The following is a 24,901-nucleotide window of genomic DNA, read 5'->3' on the forward strand; positions in this document are numbered from 1 at the left end:
ACAGCGCCGCCGCCTTGGCCAAACGGAGGAAGGGCTTACTGCACTTCTACCGCCAGGCTGTCACTGATCTTTTTCTGCCAGATGGCGGGACCGGTGATGTGCACCGATTCGCCCTTGCTGTCGACCGCGACGGTCACCGGCATGTCCTTGACCTCGAACTCGTAGATCGCTTCCATGCCCAGTTCGGCAAAGGCCAGGACCTTGGACTTCTTGATCGCCTGGGCCACCAGGTAGGCGGCGCCGCCGACGGCCATCAGGTACACGGCCTTGCTGTCCTTGATCGCCTCGATGGCGGTTGGACCACGCTCGGACTTGCCGATCATGCCCAGAAGGCCGGTCTGTTCGAGGATCTGCCGGGTGAACTTGTCCATCCGCGTGGCGGTGGTCGGACCGGCCGGGCCCACCACTTCGTCGCCCACTGGATCAACCGGGCCAACGTAGTAGATGAAGCGACCCTTGAGGTCCACCGGCAGGGTTTCGCCCTTGTTCAGCATCTCCACCATGCGCTTGTGCGCGGCGTCGCGACCGGTGAGCATCTTGCCGTTGAGCAGCACGGTTTCGCCCGGTTTCCAGCTCTGCACTTCTTCCGGGGTCAGGGTGTCGAGATTGACCCGACGCGCCGACGGACCGGCTTCCCAGACGATTTCCGGGTAGGCGTCCAGCGGTGGCGCTTCCAGTGCGGCCGGGCCCGAGCCGTCGAGCACGAAGTGCGCGTGGCGGGTGGCGGCGCAGTTGGGGATCATGCACACCGGCAGGGAGGCGGCGTGGGTCGGGTAGTCCATGATCTTCACGTCGAGCACGGTGGTCAGGCCGCCCAGGCCCTGGGCGCCGATGCCCAGTTGGTTGACCTTCTCGAACAGCTCCAGGCGCATTTCTTCAATGCGGTTGGACGGGCCGCGAGCCTTGAGCTCGTGGATGTCGATGGACTCCATCAACACTTCCTTGGCCATCACCGCGGCTTTCTCGGCGGTGCCGCCGATGCCGATGCCCAGCATGCCCGGTGGGCACCAGCCGGCGCCCATGGTCGGCACGGTCTTCAGGACCCAGTCGACGATCGAGTCGGACGGGTTGAGCATGGCCATTTTCGATTTGTTCTCGGAGCCGCCGCCCTTGGCCGCTACGTCCACTTCCACGGTGTTGCCGGGAACGATGGAATAGTGGATGACCGCCGGGGTGTTGTCCTTGGTGTTCTTCCGGGCGCCTGCCGGGTCGGCCAGGATCGAAGCGCGCAGGACGTTTTCCGGCAGGTTGTAGGCGCGACGCACGCCTTCGTTGATCATGTCGTCCAGGCTCATGGTGGCGCCGTCCCAGCGCACGTCCATGCCCACGCGAACGAACACGGTGACGATGCCGGTGTCCTGGCAGATCGGCCGGTGGCCGGTGGCGCACATGCGCGAGTTGATCAGGATCTGCGCCATGGAGTCACGGGCGGCCGGCGATTCTTCGCGCAGGTAGGCCTCGTGCATCGCCTGGATGAAGTCCACGGGGTGGTAGTAGGAAATGAACTGCAGGGCGTCGGCAACGCTCTGAATCAGGTCGTCTTGCTTGATCACGGTCATGAGTCGCGCTCCTCTAAAAGACGGGAACATTTAATAAGGTGGCTGCAGCAGGGTACATCGGTCGGTTGCAGACACCTTCTAAGGCACGCCGGACAGACAACTGGCGCGACGCTAAAAAGGCGCGGCAGTATACCGCGCCTGGGGGCCCGGCACACCCGCCAGCCGGGCAAACGAAAGTCGCCTATCGGATGGGCATTGTTCTTGCCTGGATCGGCGGCGAAACCGCGGAACACGGCTTAAAATTTGGATAGTCATTTGCAGGGCGCGGCACTAAAGTGGCAACTGGCCTGCAGGGTAGAGACACTCTTTAAGCCTCCTTTCTCACGGTGAATCGACGATTGACCCATAAAGCCATCCAGAGCTTGCTACTCAAGCGCTTCAGCATTGCCGTGGGCACCTACGGACTGATCCTGCTGCTGTTCTGGCTGGCGGTTCTTACGGGGCATTATCGCGCCTCCATCAGCAGTGCACTGATGGGCAGCGCATTGGTGCTGGCCAGCCAGGGACTGCTGTACTGGGTCTTCATCAGTGGCCGCAACCTGCGCTTTGCCGACCCCAGCCTGACCGAGGTCCAGGTGGTGTTGGGCATCGCCTGGCAGACCTGGCTGATTGCCCACCTGGATCAGGCCCGCGGCGCTTTCCTGGTGTTCTATATCCTGCCGCTGCTGTTCGGCCTGTTTCACTTGTCCCGTCGCGCCTACCTGCGCTGCGCGGCGCTGATCTTCTTCTGCTTTGCCGGGGTCAATCTGTGGGACGGCTTTCGCTTTGCCCTCGAGGATCCGCAACTGGCGGCGCTGCAAGTCTGTGTGTTGCTGGTGATGCTGGTGTGGATGTGCCTGTACGCCGCCTATGTGCAAGCCTCGCGCTCGCGCATGCGGCAGCGGCGTTTTGCCTTGCAGGCTCACCAGGACACGCTGCGCGGAATGATGCGGCAGCTGGAGGATCTGGTGGCCACCGACGAGCTGACCGGTCTGTTCAATCGCCGGCACTTCCTGCGCAACGCCAGCCGCGAACTGCAGGCCATGGGCCAGGAGCAGGTGCATGGGTTGGCGCTGATCGATCTGGATCATTTCAAGCGCATCAACGATCTGCATGGTCATGCGGCGGGGGATCAGGTGCTGCAGGCCTTCGCCGGGGTGGCCAGCGCCTGCCTGCGGGACGGCGATGTGCTGGCGCGCTACGGCGGTGAGGAGTTTGTGGTCCTGTTGCCCGAATGTGATGCCGAGCGCCTGACAGCCTGCTGCGAACGGCTGCGCCTGGCCTTCATGGAGGTGCAACTGGTGGGCTTGAATGTGCGTGACCTGAGTCTGTCCGCGGGGATGACCCTGCTGCGGGCCGGCGATGACCTGGACATGGCGCTGCAACGGGCCGATCAGGCGCTGTACCGGGCCAAGCGCGATGGCCGCAATCGTTGCTCGGCGGCCTGGGAAAACCTCGATGCCTGAATTGACCGTCGGTAGTCGGCGTTGGTCGGTGGCGCCGGCGAGCAATCTGCTGGATGCCTTGAATCAGGCTGGTGTGGCGGTGCCCTACAGTTGCCGCGCCGGCAGTTGTCACGCCTGTCTGGTGCAGTGTGTAAACGGACTGCCCAGCGACAGCCGGCCGGATGCCCTGAGCGATGAGCAGCGCCGTCGCGGCTGGCGCCTGGCCTGTCAGTGCCAGGTGGTGGAGGACCTGCAGGTCGAAACCTTCGATCCGTTGCGCGATGGCCTGCCGGCCCAGGTGGTCGGGCTCGACTGGCTATCGCCCACAGTCCTGCGCTTGCGTCTGCAGCCTGAGCGGCCATTGCGTTATCGCGCCGGCCAGCACCTGGTGCTGTGGACGGCCGGTCAGGTGGCCCGGCCGTATTCTTTGGCCAGCCTGCCGGAAGAAGACCGCTTTCTGGAGTTTCACCTGGACTGTCGGCACCCGGGGCAATTCAGTGATGCGGCGCGCCAGCTGCAGCTGGGCGATACGCTCTCTCTGGGCGAGTTGCGCGGTGGCGCCTTGCACTACGACCCGGACTGGCAGCAACGGCCCCTTTGGCTGTTGGCGGCGGGCACCGGGCTGGCGCCGCTGTTTGGCATTTTGCGCGAGGCCTTGCGGCAGGATCACCAAGGCCCTATTCGCCTCATTCACCTGGCCCATGACCGTTCTGAACATTACCTGGCCAAACCCTTGGCTGCGCTGGCGGCGAACCGTGCGCAACTGAGTGTCGAGCTGTGGCAGGGGGCTGAGCTGACGGCGGCTTTGGCGCAACTACGGCTTGTTTCCCGGCAAACCCTGGCCTTACTCTGCGGGCACCCCGACAGTGTCGAAGCCTTTGCCCGGCGCCTGTACCTGGCGGGGTTGCCGCGCAATCAACTGCTGGCCGATGTGTTCCTGCCCCGTGGTTGAGCGCTGACTTTTCCAAAGCGAGATCTCCATGACCGATGCCATCGAGCTGCACCGCGAAGGTGGGCTGCTGACCCTGCGCCTGAATCGCCCCGACAAGAAAAACGCCCTGACCCGTGCCATGTACAGTCGTCTGGCGCAAGCCCTGGCCGAGGCGGACGCCGATCCGCAAATCAATGCCCTGCTGATCTGCGGCAGCAGCGAATGCTTTACCGCCGGCAACGACATCGCCGATTTCCTCGAGCAGCCTCCCCAGGATCTCGACAGCCCGGTGTTCCACTTCATGCGCAACCTGTTCGATTGCCGCAAGCCGGTGGTGGCTGCGGTGGCGGGGGCGGCGGTGGGTATTGGCACCACCTTGCTGCTGCATTGCGATCTGGTCTACGTCAGTCGTGATGCGCGCTTGCGCATGCCCTTCGTCAACCTTGGGCTGTGTCCGGAGTTCGGCTCGAGCCTGATCCTGCCGCGCCTGCTGGGGCGGGCCAAGGCCGCTGAGTTGCTGCTGCTCGGCGAAGGCTTCAGTGGCGAACAGGCCGCGGCCTGGGGCATTGCCACTGCGGCTCTGGGCGATGGTGCAGCGACCTTGGCCAAGGCCCGGGAGGCGGCCTTGCGTTTCGGTCAGCTGGCGCCCGACGCGGTGCAGATCAGCAAGCGCCTGATGCAGGCGCCGGACCGCGAGCAACTGCGCCAGGTCATTGAGCAAGAGGGCGTGGAATTCACCCGACGCCTGCAGTCCCCGGAAGCGATTGCCGCGCTGTCCGGGTTTCTCGCCAAGGGCTGAGGCCTTCGACATCTGTTGTGTGCGGGCATGAAAAAGCCCCGGCGTTTCTGGCGCCGGGGCTTTTTTGTTCAACTGGCCAGTATCAGACCATCGGGTCGCCAACGTGCAGGATCTTCATGCCGTTGGTGCCGCCGGTGGTGTGGTAGCTGTCGCCTTTGGTGAGGATCACCCAATCGCCTTTCTCGACCACGCCGCGCTTGAGCAGCTCGTCGATCGCGGCCTGGCTGACCTGCTCGGGCGGCAGGGAGGCCGGGTCGAACGGGATGGTGTACACGCCACGGAACATCGCCGCGCGAGCCTGGGTTTCACGGTGCGGGGAGTAGGCGTAGATCGGCACCGAGGAGCGGATGCGCGACATGATCAGCGGGGTGTAGCCACTCTCGGTCAGGGCGATGATCGCCTTGACGCCCGGGAAGTGGTTGGCGGTGTACATGGCGGCCAGGGCGATGCTCTGGTCGCAGCTTTCGAACACCTTGCCCATGCGGTGGCTGGAGGTCTTGCTGGTGGGGTGTTTTTCCGCACCGACACAGATCCGCGCCATGGCTTGCACCGCTTCCAGCGGGTAGGCACCGGCGGCGCTTTCCGCCGAGAGCATCACGGCGTCGGTGTAGTCGAGCACGGCGTTGGCCACGTCGGACACTTCGGCGCGGGTCGGCATCGGGTTCTGGATCATCGACTCCATCATCTGGGTCGCGACGATCACCGCCTTGTTGTGGCGACGGGCATGAAGAATGATTTTCTTCTGGATGCCCACCAGCTCGGCATCGCCGATTTCCACGCCCAGGTCGCCACGGGCCACCATCACCGCGTCACTGGCGTTGATCAGGCCGTCGAGGGTTTCGTCGTCGGCCACGGCTTCGGCGCGTTCGATCTTGGCCACCAGCCAGGCGGTGCCGCCGGACTCGTCACGCAGCTTGCGCGCGTATTCCATATCGGCGGCGTCGCGAGGGAAGGACACGGCCAGGTAGTCGACCTGCATTTCGGCGGCCAGCTTGATGTCGGCCTTGTCTTTTTCGGTCAGGGCCGGAGCGGTCAGGCCGCCGCCACGCCGGTTGATGCCTTTGTGGTCGGACAGCGGGCCGCCGACGGTCACCACGCAATGCAGCTCGGTGGCGGTGGCGGCTTCCACGCGCATCACCACGCGGCCATCGTCCAGCAGCAGCTCGTCATTGACCCCGCAGTCCTTGACCAGGTCCGGGTAGTCGATGCCGACGATGTCCTGGTTGCCTTCGGTCAGCGGGTGCACGGTGGAGAAGGTGAACTTGTCACCGATCTTCAGTTCGATGCGCTTGTTGGCGAATTTGGCGATGCGGATTTTCGGGCCTTGCAGGTCACCGAGGATGGCCACGAAGCGGCCGTGCTTGGCGGCCAGGTCGCGGACCAGTTGGGCGCGAGCCTTGTGCTCGTCCGGCGTGCCGTGGGAGAAGTTCAGGCGGGCGACATCCAGGCCTGCAAGAATCAACTGTTCGAGAACTTCCGGCGAGTTACTGGCCGGGCCAAGGGTGGCAACGATTTTGGTACGACGAACGGACATGCACGGACTCCTGAGTTCAAGCGCAACGAGAGGCTACTATGCTCCGAAGTTGTAGTCATTGTTCGTTTGCACTACTTATTGCTTTGTTTGTTTACCGCAACAACCTTGAAGATTTTTGCCGATGAGTCGATACACTGCACAAGACAGGAGATACCCCATGCGATTCGTACTCATTGCTATCTTGGCCGTCAGTGTTGTCGGCTGCACCCGCTGGTCCATGAACCATCATTTGAATAACGCCTATCGCGCTTACGATCGCGGTAATTGCGAGAGCGTGATGCTCGAGTTGAGCCAGGTCGACCGTGACAGCCGTGCGCGGCGCTATATCCAGCCGGAAGTGTCGATGCTGCGCGGGCAATGCCTGGAGCGGCAGAAGTTGTTCGTCGATGCGGCGCAGACTTATCAGTTCATCATTACCCAGTACCCCAGCAGCGAGTACGCCTACCGTGCCCGTGCGCGCCTGGATACGTTGCAGCAACTGGGTCACTACCCGGCAAACGGTGCGGCGCAAGTTCGCCACACTGCGTTGTAAGTCACAGCGCTGCGGGGCAGTGTAATTGCCCCTCGCGCTTGAGCTAACATTTGTTCAGGTTGTTCGAACACGCCCCGGTTCCTGCCTGGGGCAGTGGCGTTGAAATCCTCCTGATGATTTTCCTCGCAACTCGAATCCTGGCGAACGAGCCGCTCTTGCAGGCCCGTTCCGATGCACTAGTGCGGTCATGCTTAATGGCCTTTCATAGCGATACCCAGCATGTTCACTGAACCGCGGATCGAGCGGCATCAACTGCCGTCCTACTTGAGAGTCTTCAATCGGTTTACCGACAAGCCTGTCGGTTTCCTGGGCAATATTTCCGCGGACGGGCTGATGCTGATCAGCCCGTTGCCGATGCTGATCGGCGCCGCGTTCGAGTTGCGGGTGAAAGTCCCCGGCGGTGATGGACAGCTGCAGTTCATCGACTTCAGCGCCTGGTGCCTGTGGTGTCACGAGGACCTGACCCCGCGCCAGTACGACAGCGGGTTCAGCCTGCTGCGAGCGAACGCCGACTTCGTCGAACTGGAGCAGGCCCTGCGGCACTACTTCAGCTTTCACCCCTTGCCGACATCGGCTTGACAGGCCCGATCGCCGTTACAGGCTGCCGGCTTTCTTCCAGCTCAGGTAACGGCTGACCAGTTCCGCGCCAAGCTCTCCGGGGCGGACGTCGAGCAGGGCGATGCCGTGAGCGCTGAGTCGTTCGTGAAGTTCGGCGCGACCGTTCAGGTAGTTCACCGTCGCGCTGTAGAGCAGCGCTTCGGGCAAGGTCTGCACCGGGTTCTGGCGCAACTGGTCGAGCACTTCCTCGCGCAGGCTGGCCACCAGCACCCGATGCTGGCGTCCGATGCGCTTGACCGCGGTCAGCAGCTCCTCATCGTCTTCATCCCGCAGGTTGGTGACCAGCACCACCAGGGCCCGGCGCTTCTGCCGGGCCAGCAGTTCACTGGCGGCGGCCTGGTAGTCGGCGGGGCGCTGGCTGGTGTGCAGATCGTAGACGCCGTTGAGCAGCACATTCAGATGGGCCTGTCCCTTGACCGGCGCCACGTAGCGCGAGCGCTCCCCGGCAAAAGCGTGAAGACCCACGGCATCGCCCTGGCGCAGGGCCACGTAACTGAGCAGCAGGCTGGCGTTGAGGGCATGGTCGAAATGCGCCAGTTCGTCGTCCTGGCTGCGCATGCGGCGTCCGCAGTCGAGCATGAAAATGATCTGCTGGTCGCGCTCGTCCTGATACTCCCGGGCGATGGGCGTGCGCTGGCGGGCGGTGGCTTTCCAGTCGATCTGCCGCAGGCTGTCGCCTTCGCGAAACTCGCGCAACTGATTGAACTCCAGGCCCAGACCGCGACGTTGCAACTGGCGCACCCCAAGTTGGCTGAGCCAGTTGTCCACCGCCAGCAATTGCGCGCCGTACAGGCGGGCGAAGTCCGGATAGACCCGGGTGCTGTCTTGCACCTTGAGCAAACGTCTGGCGCTCCACAGGCCCAGAGGGCTGGGCAGCGCCACTTCACACTGGTCGAAGTCGAAATGCCCGCGTTGCAGCGGCCGCACGCTGTAGCCGACCTTGCTGACCTGGCCGGGCTCCAGGTCGACGGACTGCGGCAGATGCTCGAAGCCCAGGCCGTGCGGCGGATGATCGAACAGTTGCACGTGCAGCGCCTGCCCGTAGGCATGGCGGATCTCCAGTTGCACTTCGCTCCAGCGCCCCAGGGGCAGGCTGCCGGGCAACTGGCGCCGGACCTCGGGCGAGGCCAGGCGCGACAGGCGCAGGGCATCGATCAGGGCCAGCAGCAACAGCGCCAGCAACAGGCCCCAGGCGATCGAGTCCAGGCGCGGCATGGCCTGGATGCCCAGTGCGCGCATGGCGCCCAGGAGCAGGTCCAGGCCGGCCAGCGTGCCCAGCCAGATGAGCAACAGACGGGTCGGTTTCATCGTGCTGTACGGCTCACAAGCGCGGAGCCGGGATCTGTTCGAGCATCTGCTTGAGCACCTGCTCCACCGACAGCCCTTCGATATCCAGCTCCGGAGCGATCCGCACCCGGTGCCGCAGCACGGCCATGGCGCAGCCCTTGATGTCATCGGGGATCACGAATTCGCCGCCACGCAACAAGGCCCGGGCCCGGGCCCCGCGAACCAGGGCAATCGAGGCCCGAGGACCGGCGCCGAGGCTCAGGCCCGGCCAGCTGCGGGTGGCCCGGGCCAGGCGCACGGCATAGTCGAGCACCTGATCGTCCAGCGGCAGTTCACTGGCGATGCGCTGCAGGGCCAGCACGTCCTTGGCCTGGAGCACGGTGCGCAGGGGCTGCACATCGAGCATGTCGGCGCGGGTCGAACGCGCCACCTGGCGGACCATGTCCAGCTCCTCGTCGGCATCCGGATAGTCCATGCGCAGCTTGAGCATGAAACGGTCCAGTTCGGCTTCCGGCAGCGGGTAGGTGCCTTCCTGTTCGATGGGGTTCTGGGTGGCCAGGACCATGAACGGCTGGGCAATGGGCAGGGCCCGGCCTTCCAGGGTGACCTGGCGTTCCTGCATGGCTTCCAGCAGGGCGGCCTGGGTCTTGGCCGGCGCGCGGTTGATCTCGTCCGCCAGCAACAGGTTGGTGAACAGCGGGCCCTTGCGCAGCTTGAACTGTTCGCTCTGCAGGTCGTACACCGCGTGGCCGGTGACATCGCTGGGCATCAGGTCCGGGGTGAACTGGATCCGCGCGAAGTCACCGCCAAAGCAGCGGGCCAGGGCCCGCACCAGCAGAGTCTTGCCGAGGCCGGGAACCCCTTCGAGCAGCACGTGGCCACCGGCGATCAGGGCGGTCAGCACGTCATCGATCACCGCTGTCTGGCCGATCAGCACTTTTTGCAGTTCCTGGCGCACGGCCTGGGCCAGCTGGCTGGCGCGCTGGCGCTGCTGGGCTACATGGTCCTGGTGCGCTGGCGCCTCGGAGGTGTCTTGGGATTCGACGGGTTGTTCGCTCATAGGGCATTCCTGAGTGTTTGCAGGTGGGCGACCTGGTGGCTGAAATCAGCGCTGGAAAGGCGCTGCCCGGACAAGGGTTGCAGGGCCTGTTGCACGGCGCTGACAGGCTGTTGGCTGAGCAGGGCGAGGACTTCCCACTGGGCTTGGGGCGGTAATTGCTCGAAGCCCGGATGGCGACGCCGCGCCCGGCGCCGGATATCCAGATGCAGGGCTTGCAGCAGCGGCGCCTGGCCGCCGTGGCGCAGGAGAAAGTCGGCGCTGGCCCGCAGGTGTTCGCGCAGTTGACGCCGGGCCTTGGGGGCCGGTGCCTGCAACGGACCCTGGCGGCTGCCGGCCTGCCACAGCCACATGCCGATCAACAGTGCCAGGGCCACCAGCGCCTGGGGGAAATAGCGCCAGAGCAATTGCCAGAGGCTTGGGTGGTCGGTGTTGAACAACAGGGTCACCGCCGTATCGGTATTCAGGTACCACAGCAGCCAGGCGTTGTCGTAAAGGCCGATGGCCGGGGTTTTCCAGATCTCGGCATCGGTCAGTACGGTGACCGAACCCTGGCCGTAATCAAGCTGGATCATGTGGGTGGCCACGCCGCTGTTGGCCCAGGACTGGGCCAGGCTGTCCGGGTCGTCCAGGTGAAAGGCGGTATTGAAACTGACGTAGGCCGGGGCCTGTTCGTCTTCCAGGTAGAGCTTGGTCAGTTTCGGGAACGGGTCGTCAGCGTCCTGTTCCGGCGGTTCTTCCAGGTCGGCGCTGAGCTGCTGATGGATCTGCACCCGGTCCAGCAGCAAATCACCGCTTTGCTCGGTGTCTTCGTCCCACAGGGCTTCGGCGACAAAGATCAGCCGGCCACCGGCACGGGCCCAGTCCAGTACCTGGTCGACCTGGCGCGGGCTCATGTTGGAGCGTTCGCCGAGCAGCAGCAGGCTGTTGCCGACCGGCTTGAGGGTGGCCAGTACGTCCAGGCCGTTGGCGTGGTCGACCTTGAGGCCGCGCTCGCGCAAAAACATCTCGGCGGCCAGATAGGGATTGGCCTGGGCCTCGGGCGACGGGCCGTGATCGATCAGTTCCTGATAGGGCGTGGCCTGGCGATACAGGGCGTAGCCGGCAGCGCCCAGTACCAGGATCAGCAGCAGCGCCAGGCCGCCCCACAGGTAGCGCTTCATGGGCAGGCTCCGGGGCCGAACAGGCTACGCCAGCCATCGCACAGCCGTGCTTGCAGGTCGGCGCCAGGCACGCGATGCCCGTAGGCCATGTTCTGCCAGTGGGTGGTCAGCTCGCGGCTGAAGGCTTCCAGGGACGGTTGCTGCAGCGCCTTGATCCGCTCCAGTACCTGGCCTTCGGTGTCGGCCATGCTCAGAGGCAGTTGAAAGTCCTCCAGCAAGCGGCTGAGCAAGGCCCGATACAACAGGCCCAGCGCTTCCCGAGGCTGGCTGGCCCACAGTTCCTGGGCATGGGCGGCGACATCGGCGGGCAGGGTTTCGCTGCTGACGTCCAGGCCGAACAGTTGCTGGGGGATCGCCGCCGGGCGCTTTTTGCGCGGCAGCGGCCGGCGGCCGACAAAGACCCGCAGCCAGTCGCGGTAGCGCCACAGCAGCCAGCCCAGCGCACTGAGCAGCAAGCCCCAGAGGAGGATTTCCAGGCCCTTGGCGAAGTTGCCGAAGCGATTCTGGTCGAGGTTGTCCAGCAGGCTCTTGAGCCAGCCCGGAGGCTTGCCCTTGGCGTCCTTTTTCGCGGTCTGCTCCTCGCCGAAGCGGTAGCGGGTGACCGATTCCTGATTCTTGAACGGTGGCTTATCCAGAATGCCCTGGATGCTGTCCTTGGAGGCCTTGCTGGTCAGGGGTTGCTGCAACAAGCGGGGCGCTTCGGGGCCGGCCACGGAACGGCTGGAGCTGGCCGCCCACGGCGCCTGGCCCGGCAGCGCCAGGAGCAGGCCGCTCACCAGCAGCAGCGCCGCGACGCCGCTCAGGCGCTGACGCAGGCGGCGAAACACCAGCTCGATGTCCCAGGCCTCAAGCTCGGTGCGGCGATTGAGGTACAGGCTGAAGCCGCAGGCCACGTAGATCGGTTCCCAGATCACCAGGACCAGGGCGTAGAAGGCGTTGGTCAGGTGTTCCAGCCACAGCCAGTCCTGCTGGGCGGCGATGACCATGCTCTGCCAGTTCCAGTCCAGTTCGACCTGTTGCGGCAACAGCAGGTAGAACAGCATCAGCAGGCCGATCCACAAGGCGCCTTCCAGGTGCATGCCGATCAGCGTCAGCCAGCGCGCAGCCCCGGCGTTGCGCTGCAACAGCACGCCCAGGCGCTGCTGCCGGGCATCGCTGTCGAGGCCCTCCAGTTGCACCACCGGCAGGACGAAACTGCGGCTCAGGCTGAAGCGGCGCCAGGTCAGGCTGGCCAGCAATTGCGGTTTGAGCAGGCGCGGCCACTGGCGCAGGGCCTGGCCCAGGGTTGGGGTTTCGCCGAACAGGGCCTTGGACAGGATAAACAGCGGCAGGCGCTCGAAGGCCGGCTTGATCCACCAGAACAGCAGCACCGCCACGGACGGCGACTCCCACAGCAGCAGGCTCAGCAGGGCGAACACCGGCAGGCTGACCAGGGCCCAGCTGGTCATCAGCAAGCGCCGATGGCGCTGGCTCAGCAGGACTCCCAGGTCCATGGCTTCCCAGGTGGTGCGTGGGCGGATCACCACACTGGCATCACTCAGGCGCATGGGGTTCTCGTCCGGCCAGGGTCAGGTACGCCAGCATCAGGCTCCACAGGCCGGCGCCGACGCTGTATTTGATCCAGGCCGCCGGCCAGGTCATGGAGGACCAGTAGGCTTCTATAAAGGCGGCGATCAGCAGAAACACGATTACCCCGTAGATCAGTTGCACGCTGACCCGCGCGGCCTGCAACAGCGCATCGCCGCGCCGCAGGCGACCGGGGGCGATCAGTGCCCAGCCCAGCTTCAGCCCGGCCGCACCGGACAGGGCAATGGCGCTCAGTTCGAAGGCGCCATGGCCGATGACGAAGGGCCAGAAGGTCTGGCCGAAGCCGATCTGGGTCAGATGGCCGGCGATGGCGCCAATCATCAGGCCGTTGAAAAACAGGAAGAACACACTGCCCAGGCCAAACAGCAGGCCGCTGGCGAAGGTCTGAAAGGCGATGCCGATGTTGTGCATGATGTAGTAGCCGAACATCACCCAGTCTTCGCTGGAGGCGCGCTCGGCGACCCGCCCCAGGCGTGTGCCGCTGGGGTCGTACATGCTCCGCATCTCGGCCACCTGCTGCTGGCTCACCAGGCTGTAGACCAGTTCGGGGTACAGGTACACCAACAGGCCGATACCCAGCAGGCTGCCGAAGAACAGCAGGCTGGCGATCAGTACCAGGCGCCACTCCTGGCGCACCAGGCGTGGAAAGCCGGCCAGCATGAACGCCAGGACGTTGGCGCTGATGGCGGTGCGTTGCCGATAGAGTTGCTGATGGCCGCGCAACACCAGTTGCTGCAACGGGTCGATCAGGTAGCTGCTGTAGCCGCGCTCCTGGGCCAGGGCCAGGTGCTGGCACAGGCGGCGGTAGTCCTGGACGAAGCTCTGGCAGTCTTCGGTGCGGGTGCGTCCCCGTTCTAGCTGGTCGAGCAGTTGCTCGAACTGCTGCCATTGCGCCTGGTGGCGGCTTTCGAAAAGGCTCTGTTTCATGTGCTTCCCAGAAAGCCGCGGGCGATGCCATTGAGTTCGGCTGTCGCCTGGGCTGCGGGCACGTGCAGCGGTTGGGCGAGGATGGCTGCCAGTTCCCGGGTTCTTTCGGCGGACAGCTGGCCCTGGCGTTCGGCGAAGCCGAGGATCGCCCGTTGTTCATTCAGGCTCAGGGCGAAGGGCGCCAAGCGCGGCGTGGCGTCGGGCAGTTGCGGCCGGGTCAGTGCTTGCTCACGGTAGATCACCAGGGTGCCGGCGGCCAGATCGCCGAGGCGCTTGAAGGTCGGATGCTGCAGGCAACTGATGGCGCCGAGGAAGTAGCCGAACGGCAACATGTCGGCAAAACGCAGCAGGTTGCGGGTCAGGGAGGCGCTCCAGCCAATGGGCGTGCCATCGTCCTGAACCACGCGCAGTCCCATCAGTTGCTTGCCGGGAGAGCGGCCCTGGTTCAGCACCTCGAACAGCACCATGTACCACCAGCTGATCAGGAACAGCAGGATCGAGCCGAGGCCGATGCCGATCTCGCCGAAAAAGCCCAGCACGATGAACAACAGGCCCAATACCAGCCCGCGAATCCCCAGGTCGAGGGAAAACGCCAGGGTACGGACCAGCAACCCCGCCGGTCGTAGCGGCAGATCGATACCCTCGGGGGTTTCGACCTGATACCGCGTATCCAGTGGCGGGTGCAGCGATGCGTTCCTTGGCGTTGCTGTCGTCTCAAGCATGGGCAACTAGGGGGCTTGGCCTGGTAGAAAAAAATCCAGCGCAGATGCTAGCAGTGTCCGAGGGGCTAACGACATCATTAACTGCGAATTCAGCACGGCGCTCTGTGCGCCGCCCGTTCGCGCGGCTGGCCCTGGTGGCGCTTGAGCGCCTAGACTGCGGCGGTCTTTCAGTTCAGGAACAGGCCGTGACTTCCCTCTTTTGGTACGACTACGAAACCACCGGCATCAATCCGCGCTGCGATCGCCCGTTGCAAGTGGCCGGTATTCGCACCGACCTGGCGCTCAATGAGATCGACGAGCCGGTCAACCTCTATTGCCAGCCCAGCGACGACATCCTGCCGCACCCGGCGGCCTGCATGATCACCGGTATCACCCCCAGCCGCCTGGCGGCCCAGGGCTTGAGCGAGGCGGACTTCATGACCCGGGTGCACGCCCAGCTGGCGCGTCCGGGCACCTGTGGCGTGGGCTACAACACCCTGCGCTTCGACGATGAGGTGACCCGCTACAGCCTGTATCGCAATTTCTTCGATCCCTATGCCCGCGAGTGGCAGGGCGGCAACAGCCGCTGGGATCTGATCGATGTGGTGCGCACCGCTTATGCCTTGCGCCCTGAGGGCATTGTCTGGCCCGAGGAGCAGGGGCAGGTGACCCTCAAGCTGGAACGGCTGACCGCGGCCAACGGCATCGATCATGGCCAGGCCCACGATGCGCTGTCCGATGTCCGGGCGACCATCGCCCTGGCGCGGCTGATTCGCGACCGGCAACCCAAGCTCTATGACTGGCTGTTCCAGTTGCGCAGCAAGCAGCGAGTGATGGATCAGATTCGCCTGTTGCAGCCCCTGGTGCATATTTCCGGGCGCTTTTCCGCCGCGCGCCACTACCTCGGCGTGGTCCTGCCCCTGGCCTGGCATCCGCGTAATCGCAATGCACTGATTGTCTGCGACTTGCATCTGGATCCTCAGGGATTGCTCGACCTGGATGCCGAAACCTTGCGCCAGCGTTTATATACCCGGCGTGATGATCTGCTGGACGGCGAGTTGCCGGTGCCGTTGAAACTCATCCATATCAATCGCTGCCCGGTAGTGGCGCCCTTGAATGTCTTGCGGGGCGAGGATCAACAGCGATTGCACTTGGATATGGAGCAGTACCAGCGCCGGGTCGGGCTTTTGACTGAAACTCAGGAAGTTTGGCGGGATAAACTTTCGCTGATTTATGCCCCCGATGAGTTCGCGGCCAGCGAGGATCCGGAGCAACAGTTGTACGACGGCTTTATTGGTGATCGCGACCGGCGATTGTGTGAGCAAGTGCGTGAGGCCGATCCGCTGCATTTGGCTCGGCAACAGTGGCCCTTTGATGATGAGCGCTTGCCCGAATTGCTCTTTCGCTACCGCGCTCGCAACTTTCCGGAAACATTGGATGAAGCCGAGCAACAGCGTTGGCGGACATTTTGCCGCCAGCGTTTGCTAGAGCCGAAACTCGGCGCGCCCAATACCCTGGAAAGTTTTGCCCAGGGACTGGAGCAATCGTTGTTAAGTGCGGACTCCAAGCAGCGTCAGGTGCTGGATGAGTGGCAGGCCCATGTTCAGGCGCTGACCGGGCGTCTGGCTGTTTGAGAGAAGGGCCGGATTCTTGGGCATTAAGCCCGGACATAAAAAAACGCCAGCATGCTGGCGTTTTTTGATTGCGGCGGTAAAGCCTTGGCGCTCACTGGCGGGACTTAGTCCAGCAGGGTTGCCCAGCCTTCAACCACGTCGCCGCCCCACTTGGCTTTCCACTCTTTCAGAGTCTTGTGGTTGCCGCCTTTGGTTTCGATGACTTCACCGTTGTGCGGGTTCTTGTACTGTTTAACTTTGCGCGCACGCTTGGTGCCGGTGGTTTTTACAGCAGCGCGAGGCGCTTTAACTTTCGACTCCGGATCCAGCAGGGCAATGATGTCGCGCAGGGACTTGGAGTACTCGCCCATCAGGCTGCGCAGTTTGCCTTCGAATTCCAGTTCGGTTTTCAGTTTGTCGTCCTGGGACAGGTTCTTCAAACGTGCTTGCAGTTCTTTAATGGCTTCTTCTGTAGCACGGTATTCGTTGATCAGGGACATGAGGACTACCTTATTGAGCGCTGAGTGACTGGGTGACAGTGTCGCAATAATAGTCAGGGAGTTTGTGCAAGTAAACATAATAACGCTGTTTTATTTGCCGCTCTTAGTGTGTTTAGGCGCAAAAGTCATTTCGCTATTTAATAGATCGGCGGATTCGATTGCGCTATTCGCAAATTAGTTGTGCGCTATTGGCAAGTGTCTGCGGCAGTGCTTGCAGTGGTGTCCGATAAGGCCCGATCAGGGCGTTGTTGCCAATCTAATCCGGGCCTGCGGCGCAATGAATACTGCAGTTTTGTCGCGTAATGGCTAGAATGGCGACCTTTGCGAAGTTCTGGAGTTTTCCCCTCATGCGCACCTTTCGGTTGGTGATTTCTTGCCCTGACCGCGTTGGCATCGTTGCCAAAGTCAGTAACTTTCTGGCCTCCCATAACGGTTGGATCACCGAAGCGAGTCACCACTCGGACAATCTCAGTGGCTGGTTCTTCATGCGCCACGAGATTCGTGCCGACTCCCTGCCTTTTGGTCTGGAGGCTTTTCGCCAGGCCTTTGCGCCGATTGCCGAAGAGTTCTCGATGGACTGGCGCATTACCGATACCGCGGAGAAAAAGCGTGTGGTGCTGATGGCCAGCCGCGAGTCCCATTGCCTGGCAGATCTGTTGCACCGCTGGCACAGCGACGAGCTCGATTGTGAAATCGCCTGCGTGATCTCCAACCACGACGACCTGCGCAGCATGGTCGAGTGGCATGGCATTCCTTATTACCATGTGCCGGTCAATCCCCAGGACAAGGAGCCGGCGTTTGCCGAGGTGTCGCGCCTGGTCAAGCAGCACGATGCCGAGGTGGTGGTGCTGGCGCGCTACATGCAAATCCTGCCGCCTGAGCTGTGCCGCGAGTACGCGCACAAGGTGATCAACATCCACCACAGCTTCCTGCCGTCCTTCGTCGGCGCCAAGCCTTACCACCAGGCCTCCCTGCGCGGGGTGAAGCTGATCGGCGCCACTTGCCACTACGTCACCGAAGAGCTGGACGCCGGTCCGATCATCGAGCAGGACGTGGTGCGGGTCAGCCACAGCGACAGCATCGAGGACATGGTGCGTTTCGGTCGCGATGTGGAGAAGATGGTCCTGGCCCGTGGCCTGCGCTACCACCTGGAAGACCGGGTGCTGGTACACGGCAACAAGACCGTGGTGTTCTGATCGAAAAAAAACCAGGAGCCGGGTGCGAGATCCCGGTCCTGGTTGTTCACATCGCGAGGTCAGCCCGATGACCGATCCACTGGATAGAGCCACTGCCAAGGCCCCCGCCACCCTCGGCGAGGGATGCCTGAGCCGTTACGACCCCGATGAGCTTGATGCTGAAGACGGCACCGAGTTTCCGGGTGCCGCCCAATTGTGGGAGCAGTTGCAGCAGGAGCCCACGCCACCGGCGTCGGTAGACACCGGCTCGCCGGCCAAAGGGCCCTGAGGCCCAGCGTCAGATCCTGAAGCTGCCCACCAGGTGCTTCAAGCGCGCCGATTGCTGTTCCAGATCGGAGCAGGCCCGCAGGGTCGCCTGCAGGTTTTCAACGCCTTCCTGATTCAGCGTGTTGATTTCGGTGATGTCCATGTTGATGGACTCGACCACCGAGGTCTGTTCTTCAGTGGCGGTGGCCACCGACTGGTTCATGCCATCGATCTCGCCAATGCGCTGGGTCACGCTGCTCAGCCGCTCCCCGGCCTGGTTGGCGATCTCCACGCTGTCCTGGCTGTGGCGCTGGCTGTTGCTCATGGTGCTGACCGACTCCCGGGCGCCCACTTGCAGCTCTTCGATCATGGTCTGCACTTGCTGAGCCGATTCTTGGGTGCGGTGCGCCAGGTTGCGTACTTCGTCGGCCACCACGGCGAATCCGCGGCCGGCCTCGCCAGCCCGGGCCGCTTCGATGGCGGCGTTGAGCGCCAGCAGGTTGGTCTGCTGGGAAATGCTGGTGATGACTTCGAGAATCTGCCCGATATTCACGGTCTTGCTGTTCAGGGTCTCGATGTTGCTGCTGGAGGTGCTGATCATCTCCGACAGCTGGTTCATCGCCTGGATACTGCGATCCACCACTTGCTGGCCGTCTTCGGCCAGATTGCGAGCGTCGCTGGCCTGTTGCGAAGCCTGGGCGGCATTGCGCGCGATTTCCTGGGCGGCGGCGCCAAGCTGATTGATGGCCGCGGCCACGCTGTTGGTGCGGCTGGCCTGTTCGTCGGAGTTGAGCATGGACGAGTTGGAGGCGCTCACCACCCGCAGGGCCACTTCGTTGACGTGCTCGGTGGCCGAGGAAACTTCGCGGATCGAGTTGTGGATGCGCTCGACGAAACGGTTGAAGGCGTTACCGAGAATGCCGAACTCGTCCTGGTTGTGGATGCTCAGGCGGCGGGTCAGGTCGCCTTCGCCGTCGGCGATGTCCTGCATGGCCCGGGTCATCACATGCAGGGGCTGCATCAGCAGGCGGATCAGCAGGCCCAGCAGGGCGATGGTCAGGGCCACGGCGGTCAGGGTGGCGATCAGGGCCGAGGTGCGGAACTCGCTGAGCATGGCGAATGCCTTGTCCTTGTCCACCGACAGGCCGATGTACCAGTTCACCGAAGACAGGCCCTTGATCGGGGTGAAGGTGACGATACGGGTCTTGCCGTCGACGCTGATCTCGCTGAGTTCATTGCTGATGCGCGGGGTGTCCTGGGGGTAGACGTCCTTGAGGGTCTTCATTACCAGGTTCTTGTCCGGGTGCACCAGGATCTTGCCGTCGGCGCTGATCAGGAACGCATAGCCCATGCCGTCGAAGTCCAGGGCGTTGATGCTGTCGGCAATCACTTGCAGGCTCAGGTCGCCACCGACCACGCCGATGCGCTGGCCGGCCTTGATCACGCTGTCGACGATGGAAATCACCAACTGGCCGGAAGCCAGGTCGATATAGGGTTCGGTCAGGGCCGAGCCGTTGCTGCTCTCGGCGCTCTTGTACCAGGGGCGCGCGCGCGGGTCGTAGCCGTCCGGCATCTTGCTGTCCGGGCGGATGATGAAGGTGCCGTCCTTGTTCCCCAGGTAAGCCCCCATGAAGGTCGAGCTCACCGACTTCTGTTCCAGCAGGTTGCTGACATTGGCCGGGTCGGGGTTGAGGGCCACTGACTGGGAGATGTTTTCGATCAGCAAGGCGCGGCCGGCGAGCCAGGTCTGAATATTTTTTGCCGTGACGTCGCCCATTTCCTGGAGATAGTTGTCCAGATCATTGCGAATGGCGTTGCGTTGCAGGTAATCGTTGTAGAGCGTGAATAGTGCAAAGGCAGCTATGACGATCAGCGAGGCGGCAAGCAGGATCTTGTGGCTGAAGCGCAGATTTTTGTTCATGGCTTGGGGGTGTCCGCTAAGGTCTTTGAGTCCGGGGCATTGCTTGGAAAAGCGCGCGAAAAGGGGCGGTGTTGTAAGTAAGCTGATATCTCCATCTATCCCACAGGAATTACCTGACCTTTATTTCAGATACTTCTGATCCATCATTTTTCATATCGACCGTCCAAGGCCAAAGATTAACCTGAGGTGACAAAATGCCTGACTCTTTGCAACTGATTATCGGTGCCGACCTGGGTGGCCAGCCGGTCGCCCAGGCCATGCGCCTGGCCAATCGCCACGGGCTGGTGGCCGGGGCCACCGGTACCGGCAAGACCGTGACCCTGCAGCGCCTGGCGGAAGCCTTCAGTGACGCCGGGGTCGCGGTGTTCGCCGCGGATATCAAAGGCGACCTGTGCGGGCTGGGGGCGGCGGGCAATCCGCAGGGCAAGATCGCCGAACGGATCGCCGGGATGCCGTGGCTTGAACATAAGCCTCAGGCGTATCCGGTAACGCTGTGGGATATCCATGGTCAGTCCGGTCATCCCTTGCGCACCACCTTGAGCGAAATGGGCCCGCTATTGCTGGGCAGCCTGCTTGAGCTCACCGACAGTCAGCAGTCGGCGCTGTACGCGGCGTTCAAGGTGGCGGACCGTGAAGGGCTGTTGTTGCTGGACTTGAAGGATCTCAAGGCGCTGCTCAATCACCTCAAGGACCACCCTCAACTGCTGGGAGATGACGCGGCGCTGATGACCACGGGTTCCAGTCAGGCGCTGTTGCGGCGTCTGGCGACCCTGGAGCAGCAAGGGGCGGAAGCTCTGTTCGGCGAGCCGGCATTGCAACTGGAAGACATTCTGCAACCGGCTGCCGATGGCCGTGGGCGGATTCATCTGTTGGACGCGAGTCGTCTGGTGCACGAGGCGCCGAAAGTCTATGCGACCTTCCTTTTATGGCTGCTGGCCGAGCTGTTCGAGCAACTGCCGGAGCGCGGGGATGCGGACAAGCCTCTGCTGGCGCTGTTTTTTGACGAGGCGCACTTGTTGTTTTCCGGTACGCCCAAGGCGCTGCAGGATCGCCTGGAGCAGGTGGTGCGATTGATTCGCTCCAAGGGCGTGGGGGTGTATTTCGTGACCCAGTCGCCGGGGGATTTGCCGGACGATGTGCTGGCGCAGTTGGGGCTGCGGATTCAACACGGCTTGCGGGCCTTTACCGCCAAGGAGCAGAAGTCGTTGCGTGCGGTGGCCGATGGTTTTCGTCCCAACCCGGCGTTTGACGCGCTGTCGGTGCTGACCGAGCTGGGCATCGGCGAGGCGCTGGTGGGGACCCTGCAAGACAAGGGAACCCCGGAAAAGGTCCAGCGTGTGCTGGTGGCGCCGCCGCAATCACGGATCGGGCCGCTGACCGCCGCCGAACGTCAGACCTTGATTGCCAGCTCGCCGCTGCAAGGGCGTTATGACCAGCCGATCGATCGTGAGTCGGCTTATGAAGTGCTCATGGGGCGCAAGAGCCTGGCCCCCGAGGAGCCCGCAACGGCAGACAAGCCGGAGGCGCAAGAGCCGAGTCTGGCGGATCGCGCCGGTGAGTTCCTCGGCACCGCGGCCGGGCAGGCCTTGAAGTCGGCCATGCGTCAGGCGGCCAATCAGTTGGGGCGGCAATTGGTCAGGGGACTGATGGGGTCGTTGCTGGGCGGCAGCAAGCGGCGCTGAGGCCTGGCGTCCGGGTCAGTCGCGCGGCTTGGCGTGGCTGGCCAGGCGCTCCAGGGCGGCGCGCAGCTTGGGGTCGCTGATGCCTTCGGCGGTGGCCTGGATGGTTTCGGCGGCATTGTTCGACAGGTCCATGGTGTGCCCCACGGCGCCTCGTTGGACCGTGGGTGGCTGGACCTTGAACAGGATGCGCGTCAGGTTGCTGAACTCGTTGAACGCCTGCAATTGGCGCTGCAGGCGTTTTTGCTGATAGCGCAGGCGCGTGGCCCAGTGACCGTCGGTGACGATCAGCAACAGGTTGCCTTCGCGCCATGAGGCGACGTGGCAATGTTCACGAGCCGCCGGTTGCAACTGGCTCTCCAGCAGGCGCTGCAGGTGCGCCAGGCGCTGAGCGTGGCCGAGTATGGCTTTCAGAGGCTTGGCTTCGCGAAGAAGAACGGCGGGGGCGCGTGCCGTAAGGGGGCGAAATGCCATGATCAGACACCTGAAGTTACAGAGGCGCCATGGTAGCAGAAAGCACTCGGGCCGCCGGGGTCATCGCTTTTTCGTACTCTGACGACTTTCTCGCGCTTTGCTGATCGTAATCATTAACTTCCGGGGGGAATGGGCTTGAAGTTCGGCAAAAAGCCCTTATTTTAGGTGAGCCCCGTCACAGCGCTGTGCCAGCATCGTGGAATAACGCCACTTTCCTCACCATCGTTTCCGGGTAGAATGCTCGTTCGCATGCGGCCATGAGGGCTGCTCGGGCGACTCACGGGGCCGCCCTCCAACCCTATGTGTGGAAGATCCTGCCGATATGTTTGCGCCTTTGTTAAAGAAACTTTTTGGAAGCAAGAACGAGCGTGAAGTCAAACGCATGCTCAAGACGGTACAGATCGTCAATGCCTTCGAAGAGCAAATGGTGGCCCTTTCGGACGATCAATTGCGCGCCAAGACCGCCGAGTTCAAGGCCCGTATCGCCAAGGGTGAAACCCTCGACAAACTGCTTCCCGAAGCCTTCGCGGTCGCCCGCGAAGCCGGTAAGCGCGTCATGGGTATGCGTCACTTCGACGTGCAGTTGATCGGTGGCATGACCTTGCACGAAGGCAAGATCGCCGAAATGCGCACCGGTGAGGGCAAGACCCTGGTGGCAACCCTGGGCGTCTATCTCAACGCACTGTCCGGCAAGGGCGTGCACGTAGTGACGGTGAACGACTACCTGGCTCGCCGTGACGCCAACTGGATGCGTCCGCTGTACGAATTCCTCGGCCTGACCGTCGGCGTGGTCACGCCATTCCAGCCGCCTGAAGAGAAGCGTGCCGCCTACGCCGCCGACATCACCTACGGCACCAACAACGAATTCGGTTTCGACTACCTGCGCGACAACATGGCTTTCAGCATGGAAGACAAGTTCCAGCGCGAGCTCAATTTTGCCGTGATCGACGAAGTCGACTCGATCCTGATCGATGAAGCGCGTACCCCGTTGATCATTTCCGGTCAGGCCGAAGACAGTTCCCGTCTGTACACCGAAATCAACAAGCTGATTCCGCGTCTGGAGCAGCACATCGAGGAAGTGGAAGGCCAGGTCACCAAGGCCGGTCATTTCACTGTCGACGAAAAGACCCGTCAGGTTGAGCTCAACGAAGCCGGTCACCAGTTCATCGAAGAGATGCTGACTCAGGTCGGCCTGCTGGCGGAAGGCGAAAGCCTGTACTCGGCGCACAACCTGGGCTTGCTGACTCACGTCTATGCCGGTCTGCGCGCGCACAAGCTGTTCAACCGCAACGTCGAGTACATCGTTCAGGATGGCCAGGTGGTCCTGGTCGACGAACACACCGGTCGTACCATGCCCGGTCGTCGTCTGTCCGAAGGCCTGCACCAGGCCATCGAAGCCAAGGAAAACCTCAACATCCAGGCCGAGAGCCAGACCCTGGCATCGACCACTTTCCAGAACTACTTCCGTCTGTACACCAAGCTGTCCGGCATGACCGGTACCGCTGACACCGAAGCGTTCGAATTCCATCAGATCTACGGCCTGCAGGTGATGGTGATTCCACCGAACAAGCCGCTGGCCCGTAAAGACTACAACGACCTGGTGTTCCTGACCGCGGATGAGAAGTACACCGCGATCATCAACGACATCAAGGAATGCATGGCTCAGGGGCGTCCGGTGCTGGTAGGTACCGCGACCATCGAAACGTCCGAGCACATGTCCAACCTGCTGCAAAAAGAAGGCATCGAACACAAGGTTCTGAACGCCAAGTTCCACGAGAAGGAAGCGGAAATCATCGCCCAGGCCGGTCGCCCGGGAGCCCTGACCATCGCTACCAACATGGCCGGTCGTGGTACGGATATCCTGCTGGGCGGCAACTGGGAAGTGGAAGTCGCTTCCCTGGAAAGCCCGACGCCTGAGCAGATCGCCCAGATCAAGGCCGACTGGCAGAAGCGTCACCAGCAGGTGCTGGAGTCCGGTGGTCTGCACGTGATCGCGTCCGAGCGTCACGAATCGCGTCGTATCGACAACCAGCTGCGTGGCCGTGCCGGTCGTCAGGGTGATGCCGGCTCCAGCCGCTTCTACCTGTCCCTGGAAGACAGCCTGATGCGCATCTTCGCCTCTGATCGGGTGAAGAACTTCATGAAGGCCCTGGGCATGCAGTCCGGCGAGGCGATCGAGCACCGCATGGTGACCAACGCCATCGAGAAGGCCCAGCGCAAGGTTGAAGGCCGCAACTTCGACATCCGCAAGCAATTGCTGGAGTTCGACGACGTCAACAACGAGCAGCGTAAAGTGATCTATCACATGCGCAACACCTTGTTGGCCGCCGACAACATTGGCGAAACCATCGCCGACTTCCGCCAGGACGTGCTCAACGCTACCGTCAGCGCCCATATCCCGCCGCAATCGCTGCCTGAGCAGTGGGACGTGGCAGGCCTGGAAGAATCCATCCAGAGCGGCTTCGGTGTCAGCCTGCCGATCCAGCAATGGCTCGATGAAGACGACCATCTGTACGAAGAAACCCTGCGCGAGAAACTGCTCAACGAGCTGATCGCTGCGTACAACGAGAAGGAAGATCAGGCCGGCGCCGAAGCGCTGCGCACCTTCGAGAAGCAGATCGTGCTGCGGGTGCTGGACGATTTGTGGAAAGACCACCTGTCGACCATGGATCACCTGCGTCACGGTATCCACCTGCGTGGTTATGCGCAGAAGAACCCGAAGCAGGAGTACAAGCGCGAGTCCTTCACCCTGTTCTCCGAGTTGCTGGATTCCATCAAGCGCGACTCGATCCGCGTACTGTCCCACGTCCAGGTGCGTCGCGAAGACCCGGCCGAAGAGGAGGCGCGCCTGCGTCAGGAAGCCGAGGCCCTGGCTCAGCGCATGCAGTTCGAACACGCCGAAGCGCCGGGTCTGGATCAGCCTGAAGCCCTGGAAGAAGGGGTTGATGTGGATGTCGCCCTGGCCTCCGCGCCGGTGCGCAACGAGCAGAAGCTGGGCCGCAACGAGCTGTGCTACTGCGGTTCGGGCAAGAAGTTCAAACACTGTCACGGCCAGATCAACTAAGATCCCCGCCAGACACTGAAACACCCACGCCGTGACGGCATCAGCCGTCGCGGCGTTTTTCCATTTGCGACACCGTCTTTTGAGACGAC

Annotated in this window: 21 protein-coding genes; 10 read left to right on the top strand and 11 right to left on the bottom strand. The window is 62.8% G+C overall.

Going from position 1 to position 24,901, the window contains the following annotated elements:
• Nucleotides 1-35: 35 nt before the first annotated feature.
• A complete protein-coding gene (locus tag GWQ44_RS22805; RefSeq protein ID WP_016963246.1) occupies nt 36-1,559 on the bottom strand; it encodes a fumarate hydratase in 1,524 nt (507 codons plus the stop codon).
• A gap of 338 nt (nt 1,560-1,897) precedes the next feature.
• On the opposite strand from GWQ44_RS22805, the gene GWQ44_RS22810 reads away from it, so the two are divergent.
• From GWQ44_RS22810 to GWQ44_RS22820, 3 genes are read left to right on the top strand one after another with little or no spacing between them, the layout of a single operon-like run.
• The gene (locus GWQ44_RS22810) at nt 1,898-3,004 is read left to right on the top strand and encodes a GGDEF domain-containing protein (protein WP_016963245.1); all 1,107 of its coding nucleotides are present in this window, start codon (nt 1,898-1,900) and stop codon (nt 3,002-3,004) included.
• A complete protein-coding gene (locus GWQ44_RS22815) occupies nt 2,997-3,935 on the top strand; it encodes an iron-sulfur-binding ferredoxin reductase (RefSeq protein WP_275928311.1) in 939 nt (312 codons plus the stop codon). Before GWQ44_RS22810 ends, GWQ44_RS22815 begins: the two co-directional genes overlap by 8 nt.
• A gap of 28 nt (nt 3,936-3,963) precedes the next feature.
• Nucleotides 3,964-4,713 (top strand): enoyl-CoA hydratase-related protein, encoded by a 750-nt coding sequence (locus GWQ44_RS22820; RefSeq protein ID WP_275928312.1) that lies wholly within the window; start codon nt 3,964-3,966, stop codon nt 4,711-4,713.
• A gap of 82 nt (nt 4,714-4,795) precedes the next feature.
• On the opposite strand, the gene pyk is transcribed toward GWQ44_RS22820, so the two are convergent.
• Nucleotides 4,796-6,247 (bottom strand): pyruvate kinase, encoded by a 1,452-nt coding sequence (gene pyk, locus GWQ44_RS22825; RefSeq protein WP_275928313.1) that lies wholly within the window; start codon nt 6,245-6,247, stop codon nt 4,796-4,798.
• Between the two features lie 157 nt (nt 6,248-6,404).
• Between pyk and GWQ44_RS22830 the strand changes: the two genes are divergently transcribed.
• Nucleotides 6,405-6,779, top strand: coding sequence for a hypothetical protein (locus GWQ44_RS22830; protein ID WP_016963241.1), 375 nt, complete (start codon nt 6,405-6,407; stop codon nt 6,777-6,779).
• A 219-nt stretch (nt 6,780-6,998) separates the two neighbouring features.
• A complete protein-coding gene (locus GWQ44_RS22835; protein WP_275928314.1) occupies nt 6,999-7,358 on the top strand; it encodes a PilZ domain-containing protein in 360 nt (119 codons plus the stop codon).
• Nucleotides 7,359-7,373: 15 nt separating this feature from the next.
• Here GWQ44_RS22835 and GWQ44_RS22840 read toward each other — a convergent pair whose 3' ends face one another.
• Genes GWQ44_RS22840 through GWQ44_RS22865 form a run of 6 tightly spaced genes read right to left on the bottom strand, consistent with a single transcriptional unit; the run spans nt 7,374 to nt 14,140 of the window.
• Nucleotides 7,374-8,705, bottom strand: a complete 1,332-nt coding sequence (locus tag GWQ44_RS22840) for a DUF58 domain-containing protein (protein WP_047305830.1) — start codon at nt 8,703-8,705, stop codon at nt 7,374-7,376.
• Between the two features lie 13 nt (nt 8,706-8,718).
• Nucleotides 8,719-9,744 (bottom strand): MoxR family ATPase, encoded by a 1,026-nt coding sequence (locus tag GWQ44_RS22845; protein WP_275928315.1) that lies wholly within the window; start codon nt 9,742-9,744, stop codon nt 8,719-8,721.
• Complete coding sequence (locus GWQ44_RS22850; RefSeq protein ID WP_275928316.1) at nt 9,741-10,904, bottom strand: DUF4350 domain-containing protein; 1,164 nt, start codon at nt 10,902-10,904, stop codon at nt 9,741-9,743. Before GWQ44_RS22850 ends, GWQ44_RS22845 begins: the two co-directional genes overlap by 4 nt.
• Nucleotides 10,901-12,451 carry a DUF4129 domain-containing protein gene (locus tag GWQ44_RS22855; RefSeq protein ID WP_275928317.1) on the bottom strand — a complete coding sequence of 517 codons (1,551 nt, stop codon included), beginning with the start codon at nt 12,449-12,451 and terminating at the stop codon, nt 10,901-10,903. The genes GWQ44_RS22850 and GWQ44_RS22855 overlap by 4 nt, the downstream gene beginning before the upstream one ends.
• Nucleotides 12,438-13,418 carry a stage II sporulation protein M gene (locus GWQ44_RS22860; RefSeq protein ID WP_275928318.1) on the bottom strand — a complete coding sequence of 327 codons (981 nt, stop codon included), beginning with the start codon at nt 13,416-13,418 and terminating at the stop codon, nt 12,438-12,440. The genes GWQ44_RS22855 and GWQ44_RS22860 overlap by 14 nt, the downstream gene beginning before the upstream one ends.
• A complete protein-coding gene (locus tag GWQ44_RS22865; RefSeq protein ID WP_047305826.1) occupies nt 13,415-14,140 on the bottom strand; it encodes an RDD family protein in 726 nt (241 codons plus the stop codon). Before GWQ44_RS22865 ends, GWQ44_RS22860 begins: the two co-directional genes overlap by 4 nt.
• Nucleotides 14,141-14,325: 185 nt before the next feature.
• Between GWQ44_RS22865 and sbcB the strand changes: the two genes are divergently transcribed.
• The gene (sbcB, locus tag GWQ44_RS22870; RefSeq protein WP_179600119.1) at nt 14,326-15,753 is read left to right on the top strand and encodes an exodeoxyribonuclease I; all 1,428 of its coding nucleotides are present in this window, start codon (nt 14,326-14,328) and stop codon (nt 15,751-15,753) included.
• 104 nt (nt 15,754-15,857) lie between these two features.
• Here sbcB and mvaT read toward each other — a convergent pair whose 3' ends face one another.
• Nucleotides 15,858-16,232 carry a histone-like nucleoid-structuring protein MvaT gene (mvaT, locus tag GWQ44_RS22875; RefSeq protein ID WP_016963232.1) on the bottom strand — a complete coding sequence of 125 codons (375 nt, stop codon included), beginning with the start codon at nt 16,230-16,232 and terminating at the stop codon, nt 15,858-15,860.
• Nucleotides 16,233-16,579: 347 nt separating this feature from the next.
• Here mvaT and purU point away from each other — a divergent pair, with 347 nt between their 5' ends.
• Nucleotides 16,580-17,428: a formyltetrahydrofolate deformylase gene (gene purU, locus GWQ44_RS22880; RefSeq protein WP_047305937.1), complete on the top strand. Its 849-nt coding sequence runs from the start codon at nt 16,580-16,582 to the stop codon at nt 17,426-17,428.
• Between the two features lie 67 nt (nt 17,429-17,495).
• On the top strand, nt 17,496-17,696 hold the full coding sequence (locus GWQ44_RS22885) for a hypothetical protein (protein ID WP_179600121.1): 201 nt from the start codon (nt 17,496-17,498) through the stop codon (nt 17,694-17,696).
• A gap of 9 nt (nt 17,697-17,705) precedes the next feature.
• On the opposite strand, the gene GWQ44_RS22890 is transcribed toward GWQ44_RS22885, so the two are convergent.
• On the bottom strand, nt 17,706-19,595 hold the full coding sequence (locus GWQ44_RS22890; RefSeq protein ID WP_016963230.1) for a methyl-accepting chemotaxis protein: 1,890 nt from the start codon (nt 19,593-19,595) through the stop codon (nt 17,706-17,708).
• A gap of 194 nt (nt 19,596-19,789) precedes the next feature.
• Between GWQ44_RS22890 and GWQ44_RS22895 the strand changes: the two genes are divergently transcribed.
• On the top strand, nt 19,790-21,277 hold the full coding sequence (locus GWQ44_RS22895) for a helicase HerA-like domain-containing protein (RefSeq protein WP_275928319.1): 1,488 nt from the start codon (nt 19,790-19,792) through the stop codon (nt 21,275-21,277).
• A gap of 15 nt (nt 21,278-21,292) precedes the next feature.
• Here the strand turns inward: GWQ44_RS22895 and GWQ44_RS22900 are convergent, their stop codons facing one another.
• Nucleotides 21,293-21,748 (bottom strand): DciA family protein, encoded by a 456-nt coding sequence (locus GWQ44_RS22900; protein ID WP_275928320.1) that lies wholly within the window; start codon nt 21,746-21,748, stop codon nt 21,293-21,295.
• Between the two features lie 322 nt (nt 21,749-22,070).
• On the opposite strand from GWQ44_RS22900, the gene secA reads away from it, so the two are divergent.
• Complete coding sequence (secA, locus tag GWQ44_RS22905) at nt 22,071-24,812, top strand: preprotein translocase subunit SecA (protein ID WP_103741265.1); 2,742 nt, start codon at nt 22,071-22,073, stop codon at nt 24,810-24,812.
• Nucleotides 24,813-24,901 lie beyond the last annotated feature (89 nt).

Origin of the sequence: Pseudomonas sp. 3MA1, from assembly GCF_029237275.1 — a bacterium.
GTDB classification, from domain to species: Bacteria; Pseudomonadota; Gammaproteobacteria; order Pseudomonadales; family Pseudomonadaceae; genus Aquipseudomonas; species Aquipseudomonas fluorescens_AP.

Bases quoted from the DNA above. Each gene is read 5' to 3' on its own strand.
- GWQ44_RS22805 (WP_016963246.1), bottom strand. From the start codon at position 1,559: ATGACCGTGATCAAGCAAGACGACCTGATTCAGAGCGTTGCCGACGCC.
- GWQ44_RS22815 (WP_275928311.1), top strand. From the start codon at position 2,997: ATGCCTGAATTGACCGTCGGTAGTCGGCGTTGGTCGGTGGCGCCGGCG.
- GWQ44_RS22820 (WP_275928312.1), top strand. From the start codon at position 3,964: ATGACCGATGCCATCGAGCTGCACCGCGAAGGTGGGCTGCTGACCCTG.
- pyk (WP_275928313.1), bottom strand. From the start codon at position 6,247: ATGTCCGTTCGTCGTACCAAAATCGTTGCCACCCTTGGCCCGGCCAGT.
- GWQ44_RS22830 (WP_016963241.1), top strand. From the start codon at position 6,405: ATGCGATTCGTACTCATTGCTATCTTGGCCGTCAGTGTTGTCGGCTGC.
- GWQ44_RS22835 (WP_275928314.1), top strand. From the start codon at position 6,999: ATGTTCACTGAACCGCGGATCGAGCGGCATCAACTGCCGTCCTACTTG.
- GWQ44_RS22840 (WP_047305830.1), bottom strand. From the start codon at position 8,705: ATGAAACCGACCCGTCTGTTGCTCATCTGGCTGGGCACGCTGGCCGGC.
- GWQ44_RS22845 (WP_275928315.1), bottom strand. From the start codon at position 9,744: ATGAGCGAACAACCCGTCGAATCCCAAGACACCTCCGAGGCGCCAGCG.
- GWQ44_RS22850 (WP_275928316.1), bottom strand. From the start codon at position 10,904: ATGAAGCGCTACCTGTGGGGCGGCCTGGCGCTGCTGCTGATCCTGGTA.
- GWQ44_RS22855 (WP_275928317.1), bottom strand. From the start codon at position 12,451: ATGCGCCTGAGTGATGCCAGTGTGGTGATCCGCCCACGCACCACCTGG.
- GWQ44_RS22860 (WP_275928318.1), bottom strand. From the start codon at position 13,418: ATGAAACAGAGCCTTTTCGAAAGCCGCCACCAGGCGCAATGGCAGCAG.
- GWQ44_RS22865 (WP_047305826.1), bottom strand. From the start codon at position 14,140: ATGCTTGAGACGACAGCAACGCCAAGGAACGCATCGCTGCACCCGCCA.
- mvaT (WP_016963232.1), bottom strand. From the start codon at position 16,232: ATGTCCCTGATCAACGAATACCGTGCTACAGAAGAAGCCATTAAAGAA.
- purU (WP_047305937.1), top strand. From the start codon at position 16,580: ATGCGCACCTTTCGGTTGGTGATTTCTTGCCCTGACCGCGTTGGCATC.
- GWQ44_RS22885 (WP_179600121.1), top strand. From the start codon at position 17,496: ATGACCGATCCACTGGATAGAGCCACTGCCAAGGCCCCCGCCACCCTC.
- GWQ44_RS22890 (WP_016963230.1), bottom strand. From the start codon at position 19,595: ATGAACAAAAATCTGCGCTTCAGCCACAAGATCCTGCTTGCCGCCTCG.
- GWQ44_RS22895 (WP_275928319.1), top strand. From the start codon at position 19,790: ATGCCTGACTCTTTGCAACTGATTATCGGTGCCGACCTGGGTGGCCAG.
- GWQ44_RS22900 (WP_275928320.1), bottom strand. From the start codon at position 21,748: ATGGCATTTCGCCCCCTTACGGCACGCGCCCCCGCCGTTCTTCTTCGC.
- secA (WP_103741265.1), top strand. From the start codon at position 22,071: ATGTTTGCGCCTTTGTTAAAGAAACTTTTTGGAAGCAAGAACGAGCGT.